Source organism: Erwinia wuhanensis (assembly GCF_030484085.1).
Lineage (GTDB): Bacteria > Pseudomonadota > Gammaproteobacteria > Enterobacterales > Enterobacteriaceae > Erwinia > Erwinia aeris.
On the sequence record NZ_JAUJUH010000004.1, the window covers coordinates 238,187 to 256,881 of the forward strand.

The window sequence follows — 18,695 nt, forward strand, 5'->3', positions numbered from 1 at the left end:
CAGTATGCTTCCTTCGAAAGTCATTCATAACAAAGCAGGACGCTGCGTGCCTCTGCTGCTGGCGGCCCTGATTTTTGCCGGTTGTTCCGGCCAGGGCCCACAGGCGCCGACGGTCAACGTGCAGGGCACCGCGACAGGCACTTCCGACTCTTATTTGCAGCAAATGCAGCAAAGTTCAGATGATAACAAGGTTGACTGGCAATTACTCGCAATCCGGGCGCTGCTGAACGAAGGAAAAATTCCTCAGGCCAGCGACCAGCTGGCCAACCTGCCGCAGCAGCTGAATGATGTCCAGCATCAGGAATCGCTGCTGCTACAGGCGCAGCTCAAGGTGATGCAGAAGGATGCGGCCGGCGCGGCGCAGCTTTTGCAGCAGATTGATGCCGCCTCCCTGTCGAAGGAGCAGCAGGCCCGTTACTACCAGCTGCAAATTGCCGGCAGCCAGGGATTAACGCAGCTGCGCGCTTATATTGCGCAGGAACCGCTGCTGAGCTCGCCAGCCGATAAGCAGAAAAATATTGATGCAACCTGGCTGGCGCTGAGCCAGATGACGCCAGAGCAGGCCAACGGCCTGGTGATCAACGCCGATGAAAACACGCTACAGGGCTGGCTGGATCTGCTCAACGTCTATAAGGCCAACGTCAGCGATCCCACGATGCTGAAAGCGGGCATCAGCGACTGGCAGACGCGCTATCCTAACAACCCGGCGGCGAAAATGCTGCCAACGGCGCTGAGCCAGGTGCAGAACTTCCAGCAGTCGTCGACCGGTAAAATTGCGCTGCTGCTGCCGTTAAGCGGCCAGGCGCAGATCTTCGCCAAAGCGATTCAGAAGGGGTTTGACGACGCACGCAATGGTGCGCTGGCCCAGCCGGCTGCACAGCCGCAGGCCGCCGCCGCCAGCACCGCGCCTGTTGACGCCAATACCGCCACGCCTGTCGATGCCAACACCGCGCCAGCAGCAGCCAGTCCGGCCACCGATAGCACTGCTGCTCAGCCAGCTGCGCAAAACAGCGATAGCGCCGCTCAGCCTGCCGTGCAGAACGGCAGCGTGGCGCAAACCGCGCCGCCATCCAGTTCGGCGCAGGTTCAGGTCTACGATACCAGCAGCCAGCCGATAGATCAGGTGCTGGCGCAGGCGCAGAAAGACGGTGCCACGCTGGTGGTCGGCCCGCTGCTGAAAAGCAACGTCGAGCGTTTAGCTGCCTTACAAACGCCGTTGAATATCCTGGCGCTTAACGAGCCGGAGACGGTACAGAACCATCCGAATCTTTGTTACTTTGCGCTTTCTCCTGAAGACGAAGCGCGTGACGCCGCGCATCATATGTGGGATCAGGGCAAGCGTTCGCCGCTGCTGCTGGTGCCGCGCAGCTCGTTGGGCGATCGCGTCAGCAAAGCATTTGCTGCAGAATGGCAGCAGCTGGGCGGCGCGACCGTGCTACAACAGCAGTTCGGTTCGCAGGGCGAGCTGAAGCAGGGCATTAATAGCGGTGCGGGCTTGCGTCTGACCGGTACGCCGATCGTTGCTCAGCCGCAGGGCGTAACTATTGCGGGCCTGACCATTCCGGCGCCGCAGGCGGATACGCCAGCGGCAGGCGACGGCAGCGTGGATTCGCTGTATGTCGTGGCGACGCAGGACGAGATGGCGCTTATCAAGCCTTCCCTCTCCATGCGCGTCAGCAGCCGCAATATGGCACAGATTTATGCCAGCTCGCGCAGCTATCAGGCAGGCAGCGGCCCGGACTATCGTCTGGAGATGGAAGGCGTGCAGTTCAGCGATATCCCGCTGCTGTCGGGCGCTAATCCCGCGCTGATGCAGCAGGCGGCTAAAAACTTTAACAACGATTACTCTCAGGTTCGTCTCTATGCCATGGGCGTGGACGCCTGGACCCTGGCCAATCACTTCAATGAAGTGCGCCAGCTGCCGGGCTTCCGGCTGCAGGGGGAAACCGGCAACCTGAGCGCCACCCAGGACTGCGTCATCAACAGGAAGTTGGTATGGAGCCAGTATCGCCAGGGACAAATCGTTCCGGCATCCTGAGCCGTCAGCAAACGGGGGCGGGCTATGAGCTACAGGCCCGCCGCCTGCTGGAAGGTGCAGGATTAACTTTTATCGCGGCTAACGTCCGCTTTCGCGTCGGAGAGATCGACCTGATTATGCGTGATGGCGAGACGTGGGTTTTCGTAGAGGTGCGCTATCGCCGTAACGATCGGTTCGGCGGTGCCGCCGCCAGCGTAACCCGCAGCAAGCAGCAAAAGCTGCTGAAAGCCGCAGCCTTATGGCTGAACGGTCGCCAGAGCAGCCTTGAGAGCGCCCGCTGCCGCTTTGATGTGGTAGCGATAACCGGCGCACGAACGGACTGGTTGTCCGATGCTTTTACGGCGGAGTAATTTCGCCAACCACTTGCCAGGTGAAAAACGTGCTGGAAAGAATCAAAGTTTGTTTTACCGAAAGTATTCAGACGCAGATAGCCGCAGCGGAAGCGCTGCCGGATGCTATTTCGCGCGCGGCGATGACGATTGTCCAGTCGTTGCTGAACGGCAATAAAGTGCTGAGCTGTGGCAACGGCACCTCCAGCGCCAACGCCCAGCACTTTGCGGCCAGTATGATCAACCGTTACGAAACCGAGCGCCCCAGCCTGCCTGCGGTAGCGCTGAGCGCGGATAACGTGCTGCTGACGGCAATCGGCAACGATCGCCTGCACGACGAAATCTACGCCAAGCAGGTCCGCGCGCTGGGCCATGCTGGCGATATTCTGCTGGCCATTTCAACGCGCGGCAACAGCCGTGATATTGTGAAGGCCGTTGAGGCAGCGGTAACGCGCGATATGACGATTGTCGCGCTGACCGGCTATGACGGCGGCGAACTCGCCGGTTTGCTGGGTCCACAGGACGTGGAAATTCGTATTCCCTCGCACCGGAGCGCGAGGATTCAGGAAATGCATATGTTAACCGTGAATTGCCTGTGCGATTTGATCGATAACACCTTGTTTCCCCACCAGGACGTTTAAGGAGCTATGATGAAGCTGATTTCCGCAACCGCCATCGTGCTGTCCGCGCTGATGCTACAGGGCTGCGTCGCCGCCGTGATCGGCAGCGCGGCGGTCGCCACCAAAACGGCCACCGACCCGCGTACCGTGGGCACCCAGGTTGATGACGGCACGCTGGAGTTACGCGTCAGCAACGCGCTGGCGAAAGACGACCAGATCAAAAAAGAAGCCCACATCGTGGCAACGGCCTATCAGGGCAAAGTGCTGCTGACCGGCCAGGCGCCGAGCGCCGATGTCGCTAACCGCGCCAAACAGATCGCCGTCGGCGTGGATGGCGCAACCGAGGTCTATAACGAAATCCGCACCAGCGAGAAGGCCAGCTTTGGCACGGCCTCTTCCGATACCTGGATCACCACCAAAGTGCGTTCCAACCTGCTTTCCAGCGACCAGGTCAAATCTTCTAACGTGAAGGTCACCACCGAAAACGGCGAGGTGTTCCTGTTAGGTCTGGTCACTACCGCAGAAGCCAAAGCGGCGGCCGATATCGCCAGCCGGGTCAGCGGCGTGAAGCACGTCACCACCGCGTTCACTATTCTGCAATAAGCAGCAAAAGCCCGGCCAATGCCGGGCTTTCACTTTTATCATACCGCGTCGCCCGCTATAGCCGACTCAGGCAATCCATCGCTACCGCCTTGAAGCTGACGAAATCCTTGCTGTCGCGCAGCCGCGCCATCGCCCGCTCGCGCAGGAACGTCACGAACAGATCGTAAATCGCCATCGCCTCTTCATAATCGCTTTTGCTGATCGCCAGCAGAAAGATCACCGAGGCCGTTTCGTCTCCCCATGCGATGCCCTGCGGCGCCAGCACGGTATAAACCACGCTTTTCTTCGCCAGCAGGCCCAGCGAGTGCGGTAGCGCAATGCCTTCGCCAAACATCGTGCTGACAATGGCTTCGCGCTCCACGACGGAATCGTGAAACGTCTGGTCGACCGCGCCCTCTTTTTCCAGCCGATCGCAGAGCATACGGAACAGCTCCGCCTGGGTTACGGGCTGGTCGATAACAAGAAAATGGCCGGCGTCAAAGAACTTTTCCAGCATATAAGGCCGGGTGCGATCCACCAGCACCAGTTTGCCAATCTGCTCCAGCTGGTATTCCGTGGGAAAAGGCGACATCACCACCACCGGCTTCTGTTTCTCGACCAGGCGCGTAGTGGAGATAACAAAATCTTCTTCAATACCCGGCTGCTGCTCATACTCGCGCTGCGAAATAATATTGTTGACCACGATCTGCGGATATTTCCGCATCAGCATCGCCTGGATCATGCGCACGGTGGAATTGCCGGTATCGCACACCAGCAGCACCTGCGGATGGCGCCGGTAGCCGACGTCATAGTGCCGCTCCAGGCCGACGCCGATATGCAGCACCAGAAATCCCATCTCGTTTTCACTGATGGTATAAGGGGTGTATTTTCCCCAGCTGGATACGGCGGCCAGCGTCACGTCCCACGCCATCGGATAGTGCTGCTTGATGTTCGCCAGCAGTGGGTTAGGAATAGCGATCTGGTAACGCACACGGGTGATCATGGTTTTAATATGCGTCAGCAAATCTGCCCGCAGCTGCCCGTCGCTTTGCAGATTAAAGTTGTAGTGAGTATTGATGTAGCTAAGGATGTAATTGACCAGCGATTCGCCGTCGTCCGGGCTGATGGCATCCGGCGCAATCGCCTCAACGCGCCGTGCCGCGATATTAACGCGCAGGTAGGCTTCCTCTGCGGCTGAGAACGCTTTGCCGGTGAGCGGCTGTAGTAGCGCAATCAGATGGCGCGCCGCGCCTCGCACGTCGTCATCCACGTCGTCAGCCGTGAAATCAGAAAGCGGATAGCCTTCGCTGATGCGCCTTACGGACACCGCACAGTAGAGGCGCAGATAAAACTCACCCTCATCCGTCATCCTGACGGCAAAACGCCCCAGCGACTGGCTCAGCAGCGGCTGTAGCGTAGCCAGAATGCCGCTGTTCAGCACCTCCAGATGCAGCAGCGGATCGTCGGCATCCTCCTGCGCAATCTGGTAGAGCAGATCGGTCAGGCAGGTGCGCACGGCCATTTCGCTGCCGAACAGCTTCATGCCGTAGCGCGGCCGGGTTTCAATCACCAGCTGATAGCGCGCCAGCCACTCTCTCACTTCAGCCATATCGCTTTGCAGCGTGGCGCGGCTGACAAACCATTCATCGGCCAGATCTTCCAGCTTAAGGGAATAGGCTGAGGTGAGAAATCGGGTTAACAGGTAATGTACTCGCGCCGCCGAGGTGCGGGGAATGCGTAAAGACGAAGGCGACTGGTGCCGCAGCTGGCTGTAGCGTTGCGCATCTTCAATTTTTAACCGATAGCCCTCGCCCCGATTCAGCACAAAGCGGATGCCATGATCGGCCAGCAGCTCATTCAGCGCGGTAATGTCCGTACGTACGGTGCGGGTAGATACCGCAAAACGGCGCGCCAGCTCGTCCTGAGGCAGCGTTTCGTTTTGCAGCGTATCGAAAAGTCTTGCAAGGCGTTGGTTAGGGAATCTCACCGGGTTTCCTGTGGTTGTCTTGGTTGCTCTCCGTTGACGAAACGGGCCGGGATCGCCCGGCCTTGCTCGCGCTTACCCCACCAATTTTTTTGTCATGGCCAGCAGCGCGCGGACGTCGTCCGGACGAGTATTGCCGGAAGCCTTATCAATAATCGAGCTGTAAATGTGCGGGATGATTTTGCTGACGCCCGCCTCCAGCGCGATTTGCAGAATGGCGGCATAGTTATCCAGGTCGATGCCACCCGTCGGCTCCAGCCAGAAATCCTGTTCGGCGCAGGCTTTCGCCACCGCGCGAAACTCTTCGATCGCCTTCAGTCCGCCCATCGGGAAATATTTCACCGAGCTGCCGCCCATATCCTTCAACAGCGCAATCGCGGTCGCTATCGGTACTATCCCCTCTGGCGCCTGCGAACTGAGCGGCCCGGTGGAAATTTTGACCATGCCTGGCCTGCCCGTCGGCGAAATCAGGCCGTTAACCACCGTCTGGCGCTGGCCCAACAGCGCGCGGCTGGTCGCCACGCCGGTAAACACCTGGTTCACGTGCTGCGGTTGCAGCTGGCCTGCAATAGCGCTGACCATCGCCGACTGGTTCGGATCGCCCGCCCCCAGCCCAACGGAGAGCGCATTGTCGATCAGCGCCGCGTAGTCACGCATATCGGCAACGGCGCCTGCCACGCTGTCATAGTTTTTCGACAGCACGCCAACCAGCACATGGCCTTCAGCTGCCTGCCAGATCTCGCGGGCGTTCTCTTTGGATCCTGCCAGCACGTTCAGACAAACGCGATCGCGATAGAAATTTGGCATAAGCGTCATGCTTTTTCCCCTCCTGATAATAATGCCCTGACGGAAATGTAAATAGTATGCAGCTGCTCTGGCGAGACGCTGCGCACGTCGACCTCGACAATGCCTTCATTGGCTTTATAGCCGCGAAAATAGATCGCTATCTCGCCGGTTTTTAACCTCTGCACGACGTCGCCCGTGGTCAGACCGATCTTAAGCTCGTCGAAATGGATTTCTGCCCTGGCGATATCTCGTCCGGCGGCATCCCAAACCACGCGCGCGCTGATGCCGTCCAGCGCGTTCAGGTTGTCGATAAACGGCGTCATCTTCTCGACCATCTGCGCGCCGGACATTTTCGGCTGTTGCAGATAGTTTTCGATCGCCTGCGTCAGGCCAAGGATGCCTTCCTTGCCGACCTTCATTGCCCGGCCGATGCCCTGCGACTGGCGCTTCACCCACTCAACGTATTTTTTGCGCCCCATCACCAGCCCGCTCGTAGGGCCTTCGATAGCCTTCGCGCCGCTGTAGATCACCAGATCCGCGCCGCCCTGGTAGTAGCGCTGTATATCTTCTTCCGCCGCCGCATCGACAATCAGCGGCAGATTATGCTGGCGCGCAACGGCGGCCGCCTGTTCGACGCTAAGGTGGCTTTTCTGCACGCAGTGATGCGATTTGATATAAAGAATGGCCGCCGTTTGCGGCGTCACGGCGGCGGAAAGCTGCGCGGCGGAGCATTCGTTGGCGTAGCCTGCTTCTACCAGACGCCCGCCGCCCAGCGCGACCATAGTGCCGACGGGCGCGCCGTAATTAACGTTATGGCCTTTCGGCATCACGATATGGTGAGGAACAATCAGCGGCGCGGCGTGTAGGTTTTCCAGCAGCCAGTCGTCATCTTTGACGATGACCGCCGCCACGGATTGCGCGATGCCCGCCGACGCGCAGGAAACCACCACCGCATCCTCACAGCCGAGCAGGCTGGCGATATAAGCGCCGGTTTTATCAACCAGATCGTTCATTTCAAAATAGTGGTTAAGGCCGTACTTTACCGTGTCCACCACGTCGGCGGCAGGGGTAGAGACGCCCAGAATGGTCATGCGGCCCGAAGCGTTAATGACCTGTTTTAAGCCATATTTCTCATAAATCGAAGACATGATGCTTTTTCCCTTCTTCGGTAACAAACCAGCGGCCAGCCACCACGGCGGCCAGCGGCACCAGCTGCTTTTCGCCCGTGGCCGACTGGCCTTCGGAATCGGTAAACACGCAGGACGCATCCTGCACGTCGAAAACAGTCAGATCGGCGTCATAGCCCACCTCCAGCCGTCCCTTCTGCGATAGCCGCAGGCCGTCAGCCGCGTTGGTGGTCACGCAGTCAATAATTTGCGGCAGGGTCATGCCTACGCTGAAGAATTTCGCCATCACGTGCGCCAGCGAATGCACCGGCCCGTTAAGGCGGTTGCGACAGTAAATATCCGAGCTGATGGTTTGCGGCAGAATGCCCTGCGCGATAGCCACGCGCGCCACGTCGAAGCTGAAGCTGGCCGTGCCGTGCCCCACATCCAGCCGCACGCCGCGCTCCAAAGCACGATGAACGGAGGCGCGCAGCTGACCGGCAGGCGTCAGGATGCGGTTGGGCTTGCCGTTATAGCAGTGGGTGATGATGTCGCCGCTGTCCAACAGATCGGTTATTTCATCCAGATCGGGCGGGTTATTGCCAATATGCACCATCAGCGGCAGCCCGCCGTTTTCCTGCTGGATCGCTTTGGCACGGATCAGCGGCTGCACGCCGTTTTTACCTACCACGCTGCTGCTGATGCGCGCCTTGATGCCAAGAATAAACCCTGGCAAACGCTGCACCGCCTCACGCACGCCGACACGGTCGATTTGCGTCATATCCGCCAGCTCGTTTTGCGTTACGATGCCGGTGCGCGCGATATTCAGCAAGGCGTAAACCTGCGTGCGGGCGCTGCGGGTTAAACGACAGAACTCGTCAACATCGTCCGCGCCGGTGCTGCCCGCATCCACGACGGTCGTCACGCCGGTAGCGACGCCGATGCAGTCCGCTTCGTCGTGATAAATCGGCGAATTGGGATAGCAGTGTACGTGCGAATCGATCCATCCGGCGCTCAGGTAAAAACGCCCGGCCAAATCGTACTCGCGCGTGGCCTGGCCGCTGACCTCGCCCAGCGCGGCAATTTTTCCGTTGTGTACGGCGATATCGGTCAGCCCGCCGTCCGCCAGGCGCGCCCGGCGCACAATAAAATCAAACATGGCAAACTCCTCCGTCTGCAAAAGCGGTCGCCAGCGCCGCTGAGCCCTGGCGATCGGGCTAGAGTGCCACCGGGAAAAATGCGCCCAGCAGCATCGCGCCCAGAATGGCGCCGCCTGTAATAGGCTTGTTCCAGAGATAAAACAGCAGCGCGCCGATGAGCGAACCCAGACCGATGGGAATGGAGGCGGCCATAGCCGAGAGAATAATTAGCGGCCCGAGGAAACGCCCGGACGCGTTGCCCGCGCCCATCATGACGTCGGCGCCATAGGTTGAATCGCTGTTATTGATGGTGAACCTGCGCGCCAGAATAATGAGGTAGCCGATCGCCAGGCCCAGGATCAGGCCGGTCAGCAGCGAGGCGGCAAAGTTGGCCACGGGGAAGATAAACCCGGCGCCCAACAGCAGCGCCGGCACGCCAAGGCCGACGCCCGTCTGGATGGCGCCGCCAATATCCAGGATGCCCACCAGCGACCCTTCGATAATACGGGCGAACAGAAAGCTCGCGCCAAAGGCCGCCACCGCGCCATAAACGCCGGTTTCCATACCCGCGCGCAGCATAGAGACAAAGGCGACCTCGTTAAACGCGCCCAGCCCATAGACGTAATACATATGCGTTCCGGCGAACACGCCGGCGGAAAGCAGGCCGACAAAGATCGGGAAAGACCAGTCGGCACACCAGAAACCGCTTTTTGCTTCCATTTTCCTCTCCTTATTTTCCGCTCAGCGCGTTATGGAACATCGACAGCCAGTCCGGCACGCCCAGCCGGAAAGATTCCAGCATTTTCATATCGAAGCCGCGGAAGAAGCCACTCAGGACAAACAGCAGCACGATGGCGAACATCATCACTTTGGTGACGCGATGCCAGCCGCTCTCCTCAACGCCCTTGCCGATCAAAATGCCCAGCACCAGTCCCGGCACCGCATTGCCCATAATCAGCTGCGCCAGGCCGCCGAAGATGGTGGCCCAGAATCCCGATTTTTTACCGGCATCGATTGCCGCCAGCCAGAAGATTACCGGCATCACGGTATTGACCAGCAGGTTAGCCGCAGGCACCAGCACCTTAACGGCGGTGATCTGGAGCGCCGCCGGCACGGCCGAAGCGGTAGAATTCAGAAAGGCGACCACCACCATGCCGATCAGGCCGCAGGCGATGGCCATTTTTTTCGGATCGTGCAGCGTTTCTGCCAGGTTGCGGTTTCGGATCATCAGCGCCGCCGCGCCCCAGTTCGGGATAATGCGGTGGTCGACGTCCTGGGTAAACGAGCCTGCGGCAACGGAAGAAGCCCAGGCGTTAAAGAAGAAACCCAGACCAAACGAGAAGTGAGAGGCGGGATCGCCTTCACAGGAGTTGAGTTCACCCAGCGTGCGAAAGGCGCCCATGCCCTGAGTCGCCGGCGCATGAAACATACGCGCGGCGCCAGCGCCAACGCCTACTCCGACCAGGCCGCCGATAATAAGAGATTTAAAAAGGATAATTAAAAACATCACACTTTCCTTGCAGGCTTGCGCCAACGTTTTTAAGTTATGTTTGCCCGGCTAGCGCGTGAGGAAATCGATTTTGTCGACATCGATAGCGTTCACGCTGACGGTAATTTCCAGTTCGATGCTGTAACTCCGCCGCTCCCTCGCCAGAAAGAAAAACAAAAAGCGTTCTTTCCTGACGCTTTCCCGCGCCAGCACCACCCTGACCTCCTGCGGCTCAATGCGCAGCAGCACCTTACCGGTCGTCTTTAGCAGCGTGCTCTGCACACGGCTCAGCGCATCGGCGAACGCTTTCTCTTTGCTGTTGCCTTTGCCGCTGACCTTTACCGCTGTGGTAAATTGCTCCTTCATCGGTCAGGCACCGTGCTTCTTGTTCCAGGCCTGCACCAGGCGTTCGCCCAGCTCTTCTTTGTCCATAAAGCCAAAGCCGAGCACGTTCGCGCCCTCATTGATGGCGGTTACGCCCTCTTCTACAGAGCGCATGCCATATTTCGCTTTGTAGCCGTGTTTGGTTTGCGCGGTAATAGCGCCTGCGCCGCCGCTGCCGCAAAAAGAGATACCGAAAGTGGCATTTTCCGCTTTCATGACGTCGCCCAGCCTCATGTCCGCCGCCACGCCCGGCACCACCACGGCCTTCCCGCCCGCTTTCTCGACGCCTGCCGCGACTTTCTGGCCTTTCCCTAAACGATCGCCAATAACAACAATGACTTGTGACATAAGCATTTTCTCCGGCTGGTAAATTTACGGTTGGTTTTCTTTTGCGACTTCAACGTGAACGGAGAGCAGCCAGGCTTCTTCCTGGGGCAAGTTGCCAAAGAGATCCACCACCTGCTGGGCCAGCAACATGGATCCCGGCGAGATCTCATCAAACAGTTCAGCCTCGACTTCCGGCAGCGGTTCGCCCGTTAGCGAGCGCGAAGCCATTGCCCGCACGTGCGAAGCCAGCATTTTTTGCTGAACGGCATCAGGATAAATATTTTTGGCAGCAAACAGCTCGCTGATTTGCATCATCACTTTGTCGGCAAGCGCCTGAACCGCCTGTTGCTCGTCGGTTTCTTTTACCGCCACTGCTCCGTCTTTCACGCAACGCCCCTTATTTTCCGTTTTGGTTCGGCTGTAAACCGAATTTATTCGCGAGAGAAATAAAGTAGCGCCGGAGGTAGCGATTTTGTAGACCGCATTTTTCCGTTTCAAAGTGGAAATAAGCGCGAAGCCAGGGAAATCCTTCACAAAATGGTTATTTCACTTAACAGAAGAGCAAAAGTGGAAGGTAAATCACAGTACGACAGAAAAAATGTCTGCCTGATCGGCCGATAACGGCGATCGCAGCGGCTATCCTGATGGAAACCATAGGAATTGCTTATGGTAGTGGAGAACGAAATCATTATTTAAATAAAAAAAGAAAGATTAGCTCTATTTAAGAAATAAAACAGACATAAAGTAAATTCCCAGATAGTGAGAAGCCCCTGCGCGCTGACACAGGGGCAAAATCAGAATTCACGCTTGACAATCAAATAACCGTTAAATTCTATATTACACTCATAATCATTCGCAATGGTAGAGACAAGGAAAATATCCTCTTTTCCCTCCTTATCTTTAACAGTAAACTTAATTATGAGGTTAACAGGATTATCCTGTGAATATATTTCTTTGTTATCGCTTATCGATAAAAGGGTATCGGTTTTATAGGTTTTTTCGGCATAGTATTGTGATAACAAATCAGAGACAGGTTCGTTGAATAGCAATTCCGTGGTTACCCCATCGGGTGGTATGCTCTTAATGTCAATATGCATTTCCTCATGCATTTTATCCATCATTCTTATGGCAGTACCTGATATGGGCGACTTACAATTATTATCAAGCACCGGCGCGGCAAGCGTACAGGTGCTGCAAATAATTAAGGGGAGAAGAAAATATCTCATTCAACAATAATCTCCTTATCCTTTGAATCCCAAATTGCTTTACGGAACCTTGGATCCAGTATGATGCAGCCATTTGAGGCTTCGCCTGGATGCGTTTGACTTTCTCCATGAATTAGAAAACCACTCCGATTACACATATTGTTGCCTTTATCTGGCTCAAGGCGAAGCGTGAATCGACCCGCTTTTTTATGTGTGAATGGAACGCCTGTGATCCGGTATTTACCTCTGGGCAACGGGCCTCTATCGCGCAGACATTCATACTCAGGATTATCTTTATAGCCCGGAGCACCAGCATAAAGCGCGCTGAACTTGTATTCCCCGTTACGCTTAAAGGTCTTCATCATTACATTATACGTCCATGCCATTGTTACTCTCCTTGTTTACCTCACATGTTATAAAGCCTCTTAGCAAGATTACTTAACAGATATCGCTTAAGCGTTTCTATAGCGGCAGCAAAAAATTTAGGCCTCTTATAACCTCAATCAAAAAAGAATTGATTTTGCATAAACTTGGCGTATTATCGATTCAAGGTGGGATTTCTACGCATGCCACTTACGCATCATGAACCCTGGCAACCGACGGGGTTGTGAAGGCTATATGAGGAAGGTTATCTAATTTTTTCTATTTTACCGGCGATTTCATCGCCTCTATATTTATATAGCGGCGCTAGTGTAGGTTTTATGGTTGGTATTCTTTGCCTGGCGGGATTTCTAAATTGATAGTTACGATAGCTATCACTTTTTGTGCATTTATTTACGGTTTCAGCATCAAAATTCATTAAAGCCCTCCAAAGCAAATATTAATCCATGCAGAAATCTCACTGTGGCGGAGATCTTTTCATTTTAAGGTTTTACAGGGCAGAACTCATCACCATCAGTAGCAGGCTGGGAAGTAAAGGGAGGCGCAGTCTGCGCCTCCCTTACATAAGCCACCAGAATTATTGTCCGGCGATTTTCATTTCCGGGATCAGCACGGAGCCGCACTGAATATTGCTGCGAGTTTCGATATCGCTGCCCACCGTGACCATATTGCGCCACATGTCCTTCAGGTTGCCTGCGATAGTGATTTCGCTTACCGGATACTGAATTTCGCCGTTTTCGACCCAGAAACCGGCCGCGCCGCGCGAGTAGTCGCCGGTGATGCCGCTAACGCCCTGGCCCATCAGTTCCGTCACTACAAGGCCGGTGCCCATTTTTTTCAGCAGCTGGTCGAAGCTGTCGCCCTGACCGTTGATGCGCCAGTTATGGATGCCGCCCGCATGGCCGGTGCTTTTCAGGCCCAGCTTGCGCGCCGAGTAGCTGGTCAGCAGCCAGGTTTGCAGCACGCCGTCTTTGATGATGTCGCGCTGTTCGGTACGCACGCCTTCGCTGTCGAACGGCGTAGAGGCCAGGCCCTTACGCAGGTGTGGCTGCTCCTGGATGGTCAGCCATTCCGGCAGGATCTGTTTGCCCATCGCATCCAGCAGGAAAGTGGATTTGCGGTAGACGCTGCCGCCGCTGATCGCGCCGACCAGATGGCCAAACAGGCCGGTCGCCACTTCCGCCGCAAAAATAACCGGCGCTTTCATGGTGGCGAGCTTGCGCGGCGAGAGGCGCGACAGCGTGCGGCGGGCGCACTCTTCGCCGACCCACTCCGGCGACTTCAGGTCTTCGATAGCGCGGCCGATGGTGTAGGCGTAATCGCGCTCCATATCGCCGTTAGCTTCGGCAATAACGCTGGCTGAAATCGAATGGCGGCTGGATGAGTAGCCCTGGATCATGCCGTGGCTGTTGCCGAAGACCTTCATGCCGATATGGCTGTTGAAGCTGCCGCCTTCGGTATTGGTAATACGCTTGTCGGCTTTGAGCGCAGCCTGCTCGGCCCGCGCCGCCATCTCGATCGCTCTGTCAGGATCAAGATCGGTGGGATGGAAAAGATCCAGATCCGGCGCATCAAAAGCCAGTAGATCGCGATCCGCCACGCCCGCATAAGGATCGGCGGAGGTATAGCGGGCGATATCGACAGCCGCCTGCACGGTACGCGCGATGGCGTCCGGGCTGAGATCGGTCGAAGACGCGCTGCCTTTGCGATTCTGATGATAAACGGTAATGCCTAAAGCGCCGTCGCTGTTAAATTCAACGTTTTCTACTTCGCCGTAGCGGGTGCTGACGCCGATCCCCGTGGTTCTGGTGACGGCGACTTCCGCCCCATCGGTGCTGGCTTTGGCCAGCTCGAGTGCTGTTGCGACCGCCTCTTCGAGGGTTTTACGCTGTTCTGCAACTTGGGAGAGTAATTTCATCGACCTACCATATAATTAACAGAGGGCTTTTCTGGGTATACGCCACCAGATTTCCGGACTCTTCAGGGTTTCAGGTTTACCTGAGTCTAACAGACTCAGCGAACAATTTCGCAGTAGCCTGAGTTTCCTGATAGCATTAGCCTCTTTTTTAGGGAGCCTCCCATGACCAAACAGCCTGACGACTGGCTCGATGATGTACCAGATAACGAAGAAGAAGATGATGAAATTATCTGGGTCAGTAAAAGTGAAATTAAACGTGATGCCGAAGAGCTGAAGCGCCTGGGCGCCGAGCTGGTAGAACTGAGCGGTAACTCGCTGGATAAAATCCCGCTGGATGAAGATCTGCGCGCCGCCATCGAGCTGGCTCAGAAGATCAAGAAAGAGGGACGCCGCCGTCAGCTGCAGCTGATTGGCAAAATGCTGCGCTCGCGCGACGAAGATCCTATCCGGCAGGCGCTGGACAAGCTGAAGAACCGTCACAACCAGCAGGTTGCGCTGTTCCATAAGCTGGAGATGCTGCGCGATCGTCTGGTTGCCGAAGGCGATGACGCGATGGCGGACGTTTTACAGCTTTATCCGAACGCCGATCGTCAGCAGCTGCGCTCGATGATCCGCAACGCCCAGAAAGAAAAAGCGGCCAATAAGCCGCCGAAAGCTTCCCGCCAGATCTTCCAGTATCTGCGCGAGCTGGCCGAAGCCTCCTGAAAACGCTGCGGGTTTGCTTGCCCGCAGCGCCGACTGGCTGGCCCGTTACGCCAGCCGATCCAGCAGCTTCTGATGAATGCCGCCAAATCCCCCGTTGCTCATCACCAGGATGTAGTCGCCCGGCTGCGCCGTTTTAGCAATCATCTCTACCAGCGTATCCACGTCCGCGCTCCAGTGAGCGGGCTGTACGCACGCCTCTGCCACTTCGGCGACCTGCCACGGAATATGGTGCGGCTGCAGCAAAAACACTTCATCGGCCCGGCCCAGCGCAGGCGCTAAATCGTCTTTGCTGATGCCCATTTTCATGGTGTTGGAGCGTGGCTCCAGCACCGCCAGGATACGCGCTCTGCCGCCTACCTTGCTGCGCAGCGCGGTCATGGTCGCCAGAATGGCGGTAGGATGATGCGCAAAATCATCGTAAACCTTAATGCCATTGGCTTCGCCGCGCAGTTCCAGGCGACGGCGGGCGTTGATAAAGTCGTCCAGCGCCTTACCGGCATCTTCCGGCTTCACGCCTACGTGGCGTGCAGCGGCAATGGCCATCAGGCCGTTATGCATGTTGTGCTCGCCCACCAGCGACCAGTTCACTTCCGCCACGCGCTCGCCGTCCAGCCAGACTTCCCAATGCGAGGCGTCCGGCGTCAGCTTTTTCGCCTGCCAGCGGCCGTTTTCGCCGGTGCTTTCCTGCTCGCTCCAGCAGCCCATCGCTATCACCTGCTTCAGGTTGCTGTCCTGCTCCGGCACGATAATCCGTCCCTGACCCGGCACGATGCGCACCAGATGATGGAACTGCCGCTGGATCGCTTTTAAATCATCGAAAATATCCGCATGGTCGAACTCAAGGTTATTCAGGATCAGCGTGCGCGGGCAGTAATGCACGAACTTTGAGCGCTTATCGAAGAACGCGCAGTCATATTCATCCGCCTCAATCACGAAGAATGGGCTTTTTCCTAAAGTTGCGGAAACGTCGAAGTTACCCGGCACGCCGCCGATGACAAAGCCCGGCTCCAGCCCGCACGCCTGCAGGATCCACGCGGTCATGCCCGCCGTAGTGGTTTTTCCGTGCGTTCCGGCAACCGCAATCACCCAGCGGTCGCGCAGGACGAAATCGTGCAGCCATTGCGGGCCGGAGAGGTAAGGAATATTCCGTTCCAGCACCGCTTCCACACAGGCGTTGCCGCGCGTCATGGCGTTGCCGATGATCACTAAGTCGGGCGCGGGATCGAGCTGGGAAGCATCATATCCCTGAATTAAATCAATGCCTTGCTTTTCTAAAAGCGTGCTCATCGGCGGATAAATGTTGGCATCGGAACCGGTCACTTCATGACCCAACGATCGGGCCAGCATTGCCAGACCGCCCATGAATGTGCCGCAGATACCGAGGATGTGAATACGCATAAAAGGTCCGTTTACTGAAAGGGTCGGTGCACAGTGTAGCGTCCTCATCGTGCGGAAGAAACGGAATTTGCCCTATGTTCTTTAGCCCTCATTCGGCTAAACTGCCTCGACATACGTTGGCAGTTTGTATCGCAGGCTGCTGTTCAACCGCAGATTCAGGGATTGTGTTATGAAAACGTTAGGCGAATTTATCGTCGAGAAGCAACACGACTTTCCTCACGCCACAGGTGAACTGACGGCGCTGATTTCAGCTATCAAGCTGGGCGCAAAAATCATTCACCGTGACATCAACAAAGCGGGGCTGGTCGATATTCTGGGCGCCAGCGGCGTGGAAAACGTGCAGGGCGAACAGCAGATGAAGCTCGATCTGTTTGCCAACGAAAAACTCAAGGCCGCGCTGAAAGCACGCGGTATCGTAGCCGGTATCGCTTCTGAAGAAGAAGATGAAATCGTTATTTTCGAAGGCGTTGAGAACGGTAAATACGTGGTGTTGATGGATCCGCTGGACGGCTCTTCCAACATCGACGTTAACGTTTCCGTCGGCACAATTTTCTCTATCTACCGCCGCATCACGCCGCCAGGCACGCCGGTAACGGAAGAAGATTTCCTGCAGCCGGGCAGCCAGCAGGTTGCCGCGGGCTATGTCGTCTACGGTTCCTCTACCATGCTGGTTTACACCACCGGCTGTGGCGTACACGCTTTCACCTACGATCCTTCGCTGGGCGTTTTCTGCCTCAGCGCGGAAAAAATGGCTTTCCCGGAAAAGGGCTACACCTATTCCATTAACGAAGGCAACTACATCCGTTTCCCGCAGGGCGTGAAGAAATACCTGAAGTTCTGCCAGGAAGAAGATCAGCTGACCCATCGCCCTTATACCTCGCGCTATATCGGCTCGCTGGTGGCGGATTTCCACCGCAACCTGCTGAAAGGCGGCATCTATCTCTATCCAAGCACCGCCAGCCACCCACAGGGCAAGCTGCGCCTGCTGTATGAGTGCAACCCGATGGCGTTTCTGGCCGAACAGGCCGGCGGCAAGGCCAGCGACGGCAAAAACCGCATTCTGGATCTGGTGCCGGAAACCCTGCATCAGCGCTCGCCGTTCTTTGTCGGCAACACCGATATGGTTGACGACACCGAGCGTTTCCTGCGCGAATATCCGGACGCTTAAGGCCGACGGCTATGCAGACAGGGCGATCTTCGGATCGCCCTGTTTTTTTTGCGTGCGCTTTGCCAGCACGTTAAATAATCGGCCAGCGTACTGGAGCATTCTGAAAGCCCAAAAAGGGGGCATACTTTCATATCCAGTTGGCTATAATGAGCGTCACTTGATTTAAGACGATTAAAGGAATTCACCATGAGTTTAAACCAGGTTCCAGCGGGTAAAGATCTGCCAGAAGATATCTACGTTGTTATTGAAATCCCGGCCAATGCCGATCCGATCAAATATGAAGTAGATAAAGACTCCGGCACGCTGTTTGTTGACCGTTTCATGTCTACCGCGATGTTCTATCCGTGCAACTACGGTTACATCAACCACACGCTGTCTCTGGACGGTGACCCGGTAGACGTGCTGGTGCCGACGCCATACCCACTGCAGCCAGGCTCAGTGATCCGCTGCCGTCCGGTTGGCGTGCTGAAAATGACCGACGAGTCTGGCGAAGACGCCAAGCTGGTTGCGGTTCCGCACACCAAGCTGACCAAAGAGTACGATCACATCAAAGATGTGAACGACCTGCCGGAACTGCTGCGTGCGCAGATCACCCACTTCTTCGAGCAGTATAAAGCGCTGGAGAAAGGCAAATGGGTGAAAGTGGAAGGCTGGGACAACGCTGAAGCGGCGAAAGCTGAAATCATCTCCTCTTTCGAGCGCGCGAAGAAGTAAACCGCCGCCCGGACAGTAGATAAAAAAACACCGCTCAGTGAGCGGTGTTTTTATTTATGTCACGCGTGTCAGGCAGGATCCTGGTTATCCCGCAGCAGCCAGTCTCCGCTGGCTATCCGCTGCTTGCCCTCTACCGAACGCTGATAAACGTACAGCCATGCGCTGCCGTAAGGCGTCGGCATCAGCTCGCGCTTATACTCTCCGCCTTTGGTTCTGAGCGCGTCCAGCTCGCCCAGCGTGGAGGCGTCCACCCGGTAGACCTCGCAGTAAACCTGCCCGCTACCCGCGACGACGCCGGGGTAGAGACCCAGATTATATAGCTCGTAGCCGTCGATCTGATGATCGCCCAGCCACTGCCCGTTGGTCATCCAGTGACTGTTGCCTTGCTTGCGTCTCAGGCTGCCGTAGACAATTATTCGCAT

21 protein-coding genes are annotated in these 18,695 nt (G+C 56.5%); 7 read left to right on the forward strand and 14 right to left on the reverse strand.

Features of this window, described 5'->3' with window-relative positions; genetic code table 11:
• Nucleotides 1–4: 4 nt before the first annotated feature.
• From QZH36_RS11700 to dolP, 4 genes are read left to right on the forward strand one after another with little or no spacing between them, the layout of a single operon-like run.
• The gene (locus QZH36_RS11700; protein ID WP_301730288.1) at nt 5–2,038 is read left to right on the forward strand and encodes a penicillin-binding protein activator; all 2,034 of its coding nucleotides are present in this window, start codon (nt 5–7) and stop codon (nt 2,036–2,038) included.
• Nucleotides 1,996–2,388 (forward strand): YraN family protein, encoded by a 393-nt coding sequence (locus QZH36_RS11705; RefSeq protein WP_253455794.1) that lies wholly within the window; start codon nt 1,996–1,998, stop codon nt 2,386–2,388. Before QZH36_RS11700 ends, QZH36_RS11705 begins: the two co-directional genes overlap by 43 nt.
• A gap of 29 nt (nt 2,389–2,417) precedes the next feature.
• Nucleotides 2,418–3,008, forward strand: coding sequence for a DnaA initiator-associating protein DiaA (gene diaA, locus QZH36_RS11710; RefSeq protein WP_125290352.1), 591 nt, complete (start codon nt 2,418–2,420; stop codon nt 3,006–3,008).
• A gap of 9 nt (nt 3,009–3,017) precedes the next feature.
• Nucleotides 3,018–3,590: a division/outer membrane stress-associated lipid-binding lipoprotein gene (gene dolP / locus QZH36_RS11715; protein ID WP_301730289.1), complete on the forward strand. Its 573-nt coding sequence runs from the start codon at nt 3,018–3,020 to the stop codon at nt 3,588–3,590.
• Nucleotides 3,591–3,645: 55 nt separating this feature from the next.
• Here the strand turns inward: dolP and QZH36_RS11720 are convergent, their stop codons facing one another.
• The 12 genes from QZH36_RS11720 to pmbA form a co-directional block, all read right to left on the reverse strand.
• A complete protein-coding gene (locus tag QZH36_RS11720) occupies nt 3,646–5,556 on the reverse strand; it encodes a BglG family transcription antiterminator (RefSeq protein WP_253455800.1) in 1,911 nt (636 codons plus the stop codon).
• 72 nt (nt 5,557–5,628) lie between these two features.
• Entirely contained in the window at nt 5,629–6,369 is a 741-nt protein-coding gene (gene dagF, locus QZH36_RS11725; RefSeq protein ID WP_301730290.1) for a 2-dehydro-3-deoxy-phosphogluconate aldolase, read from the reverse strand.
• The gene (locus QZH36_RS11730; protein WP_301730291.1) at nt 6,366–7,487 is read right to left on the reverse strand and encodes a DgaE family pyridoxal phosphate-dependent ammonia lyase; all 1,122 of its coding nucleotides are present in this window, start codon (nt 7,485–7,487) and stop codon (nt 6,366–6,368) included. Before QZH36_RS11730 ends, dagF begins: the two co-directional genes overlap by 4 nt.
• Entirely contained in the window at nt 7,471–8,604 is a 1,134-nt protein-coding gene (locus QZH36_RS11735) for an amidohydrolase/deacetylase family metallohydrolase (protein WP_301730292.1), read from the reverse strand. Before QZH36_RS11735 ends, QZH36_RS11730 begins: the two co-directional genes overlap by 17 nt.
• Nucleotides 8,605–8,662: 58 nt before the next feature.
• The gene (locus tag QZH36_RS11740; RefSeq protein WP_301730293.1) at nt 8,663–9,304 is read right to left on the reverse strand and encodes a DUF4310 family protein; all 642 of its coding nucleotides are present in this window, start codon (nt 9,302–9,304) and stop codon (nt 8,663–8,665) included.
• Nucleotides 9,305–9,314: 10 nt separating this feature from the next.
• Nucleotides 9,315–10,091, reverse strand: coding sequence for a DUF4311 domain-containing protein (locus QZH36_RS11745; protein WP_253455811.1), 777 nt, complete (start codon nt 10,089–10,091; stop codon nt 9,315–9,317).
• Nucleotides 10,092–10,142: 51 nt separating this feature from the next.
• Nucleotides 10,143–10,439: a DUF4312 family protein gene (locus QZH36_RS11750; RefSeq protein WP_125290344.1), complete on the reverse strand. Its 297-nt coding sequence runs from the start codon at nt 10,437–10,439 to the stop codon at nt 10,143–10,145.
• 3 nt (nt 10,440–10,442) lie between these two features.
• Nucleotides 10,443–10,805, reverse strand: coding sequence for an SFCGS family glycine-rich protein (locus QZH36_RS11755; RefSeq protein WP_125290343.1), 363 nt, complete (start codon nt 10,803–10,805; stop codon nt 10,443–10,445).
• 24 nt (nt 10,806–10,829) lie between these two features.
• The gene (locus QZH36_RS11760; RefSeq protein ID WP_301730294.1) at nt 10,830–11,171 is read right to left on the reverse strand and encodes a glycine dehydrogenase; all 342 of its coding nucleotides are present in this window, start codon (nt 11,169–11,171) and stop codon (nt 10,830–10,832) included.
• A gap of 407 nt (nt 11,172–11,578) precedes the next feature.
• Nucleotides 11,579–12,010 carry a hypothetical protein gene (locus QZH36_RS11765; protein WP_301730295.1) on the reverse strand — a complete coding sequence of 144 codons (432 nt, stop codon included), beginning with the start codon at nt 12,008–12,010 and terminating at the stop codon, nt 11,579–11,581.
• Nucleotides 12,007–12,375 (reverse strand): tlde1 domain-containing protein, encoded by a 369-nt coding sequence (locus QZH36_RS11770; protein ID WP_125290340.1) that lies wholly within the window; start codon nt 12,373–12,375, stop codon nt 12,007–12,009. Before QZH36_RS11770 ends, QZH36_RS11765 begins: the two co-directional genes overlap by 4 nt.
• A gap of 572 nt (nt 12,376–12,947) precedes the next feature.
• The gene (pmbA, locus tag QZH36_RS11775) at nt 12,948–14,288 is read right to left on the reverse strand and encodes a metalloprotease PmbA (protein ID WP_125290339.1); all 1,341 of its coding nucleotides are present in this window, start codon (nt 14,286–14,288) and stop codon (nt 12,948–12,950) included.
• A gap of 162 nt (nt 14,289–14,450) precedes the next feature.
• On the opposite strand from pmbA, the gene yjgA reads away from it, so the two are divergent.
• Nucleotides 14,451–14,993, forward strand: coding sequence for a ribosome biogenesis factor YjgA (gene yjgA, locus QZH36_RS11780; protein WP_253455830.1), 543 nt, complete (start codon nt 14,451–14,453; stop codon nt 14,991–14,993).
• 45 nt (nt 14,994–15,038) lie between these two features.
• Here yjgA and mpl read toward each other — a convergent pair whose 3' ends face one another.
• A complete protein-coding gene (gene mpl, locus QZH36_RS11785) occupies nt 15,039–16,391 on the reverse strand; it encodes a UDP-N-acetylmuramate:L-alanyl-gamma-D-glutamyl-meso-diaminopimelate ligase (protein WP_301730296.1) in 1,353 nt (450 codons plus the stop codon).
• Between the two features lie 169 nt (nt 16,392–16,560).
• Between mpl and fbp the strand changes: the two genes are divergently transcribed.
• Nucleotides 16,561–17,559, forward strand: coding sequence for a class 1 fructose-bisphosphatase (gene fbp, locus QZH36_RS11790; protein ID WP_253455834.1), 999 nt, complete (start codon nt 16,561–16,563; stop codon nt 17,557–17,559).
• Between the two features lie 186 nt (nt 17,560–17,745).
• Complete coding sequence (gene ppa / locus QZH36_RS11795) at nt 17,746–18,273, forward strand: inorganic diphosphatase (RefSeq protein WP_125290335.1); 528 nt, start codon at nt 17,746–17,748, stop codon at nt 18,271–18,273.
• A gap of 68 nt (nt 18,274–18,341) precedes the next feature.
• On the opposite strand, the gene QZH36_RS11800 is transcribed toward ppa, so the two are convergent.
• A complete protein-coding gene (locus QZH36_RS11800; RefSeq protein ID WP_125290334.1) occupies nt 18,342–18,695 on the reverse strand; it encodes a gamma-glutamylcyclotransferase family protein in 354 nt (117 codons plus the stop codon).

What these genes read in the sequence shown, in the direction of transcription:
- QZH36_RS11700 (WP_301730288.1), top strand. Translation starts at nt 5, where the DNA reads ATGCTTCCTTCGAAAGTCATTCATAACAAAGCAGGACGCTGCGTGCCT.
- QZH36_RS11705 (WP_253455794.1), top strand. Translation starts at nt 1,996, where the DNA reads ATGGAGCCAGTATCGCCAGGGACAAATCGTTCCGGCATCCTGAGCCGT.
- dolP (WP_301730289.1), top strand. Translation starts at nt 3,018, where the DNA reads ATGAAGCTGATTTCCGCAACCGCCATCGTGCTGTCCGCGCTGATGCTA.
- dagF (WP_301730290.1), bottom strand. Translation starts at nt 6,369, where the DNA reads ATGACGCTTATGCCAAATTTCTATCGCGATCGCGTTTGTCTGAACGTG.
- QZH36_RS11730 (WP_301730291.1), bottom strand. Translation starts at nt 7,487, where the DNA reads ATGTCTTCGATTTATGAGAAATATGGCTTAAAACAGGTCATTAACGCT.
- QZH36_RS11735 (WP_301730292.1), bottom strand. Translation starts at nt 8,604, where the DNA reads ATGTTTGATTTTATTGTGCGCCGGGCGCGCCTGGCGGACGGCGGGCTG.
- QZH36_RS11740 (WP_301730293.1), bottom strand. Translation starts at nt 9,304, where the DNA reads ATGGAAGCAAAAAGCGGTTTCTGGTGTGCCGACTGGTCTTTCCCGATC.
- QZH36_RS11745 (WP_253455811.1), bottom strand. Translation starts at nt 10,091, where the DNA reads ATGTTTTTAATTATCCTTTTTAAATCTCTTATTATCGGCGGCCTGGTC.
- QZH36_RS11750 (WP_125290344.1), bottom strand. Translation starts at nt 10,439, where the DNA reads ATGAAGGAGCAATTTACCACAGCGGTAAAGGTCAGCGGCAAAGGCAAC.
- QZH36_RS11755 (WP_125290343.1), bottom strand. Translation starts at nt 10,805, where the DNA reads ATGTCACAAGTCATTGTTGTTATTGGCGATCGTTTAGGGAAAGGCCAG.
- QZH36_RS11765 (WP_301730295.1), bottom strand. Translation starts at nt 12,010, where the DNA reads ATGAGATATTTTCTTCTCCCCTTAATTATTTGCAGCACCTGTACGCTT.
- QZH36_RS11770 (WP_125290340.1), bottom strand. Translation starts at nt 12,375, where the DNA reads ATGGCATGGACGTATAATGTAATGATGAAGACCTTTAAGCGTAACGGG.
- pmbA (WP_125290339.1), bottom strand. Translation starts at nt 14,288, where the DNA reads ATGAAATTACTCTCCCAAGTTGCAGAACAGCGTAAAACCCTCGAAGAG.
- yjgA (WP_253455830.1), top strand. Translation starts at nt 14,451, where the DNA reads ATGACCAAACAGCCTGACGACTGGCTCGATGATGTACCAGATAACGAA.
- mpl (WP_301730296.1), bottom strand. Translation starts at nt 16,391, where the DNA reads ATGCGTATTCACATCCTCGGTATCTGCGGCACATTCATGGGCGGTCTG.
- fbp (WP_253455834.1), top strand. Translation starts at nt 16,561, where the DNA reads ATGAAAACGTTAGGCGAATTTATCGTCGAGAAGCAACACGACTTTCCT.
- ppa (WP_125290335.1), top strand. Translation starts at nt 17,746, where the DNA reads ATGAGTTTAAACCAGGTTCCAGCGGGTAAAGATCTGCCAGAAGATATC.
- QZH36_RS11800 (WP_125290334.1), bottom strand. Translation starts at nt 18,695, where the DNA reads ATGCGAATAATTGTCTACGGCAGCCTGAGACGCAAGCAAGGCAACAGT.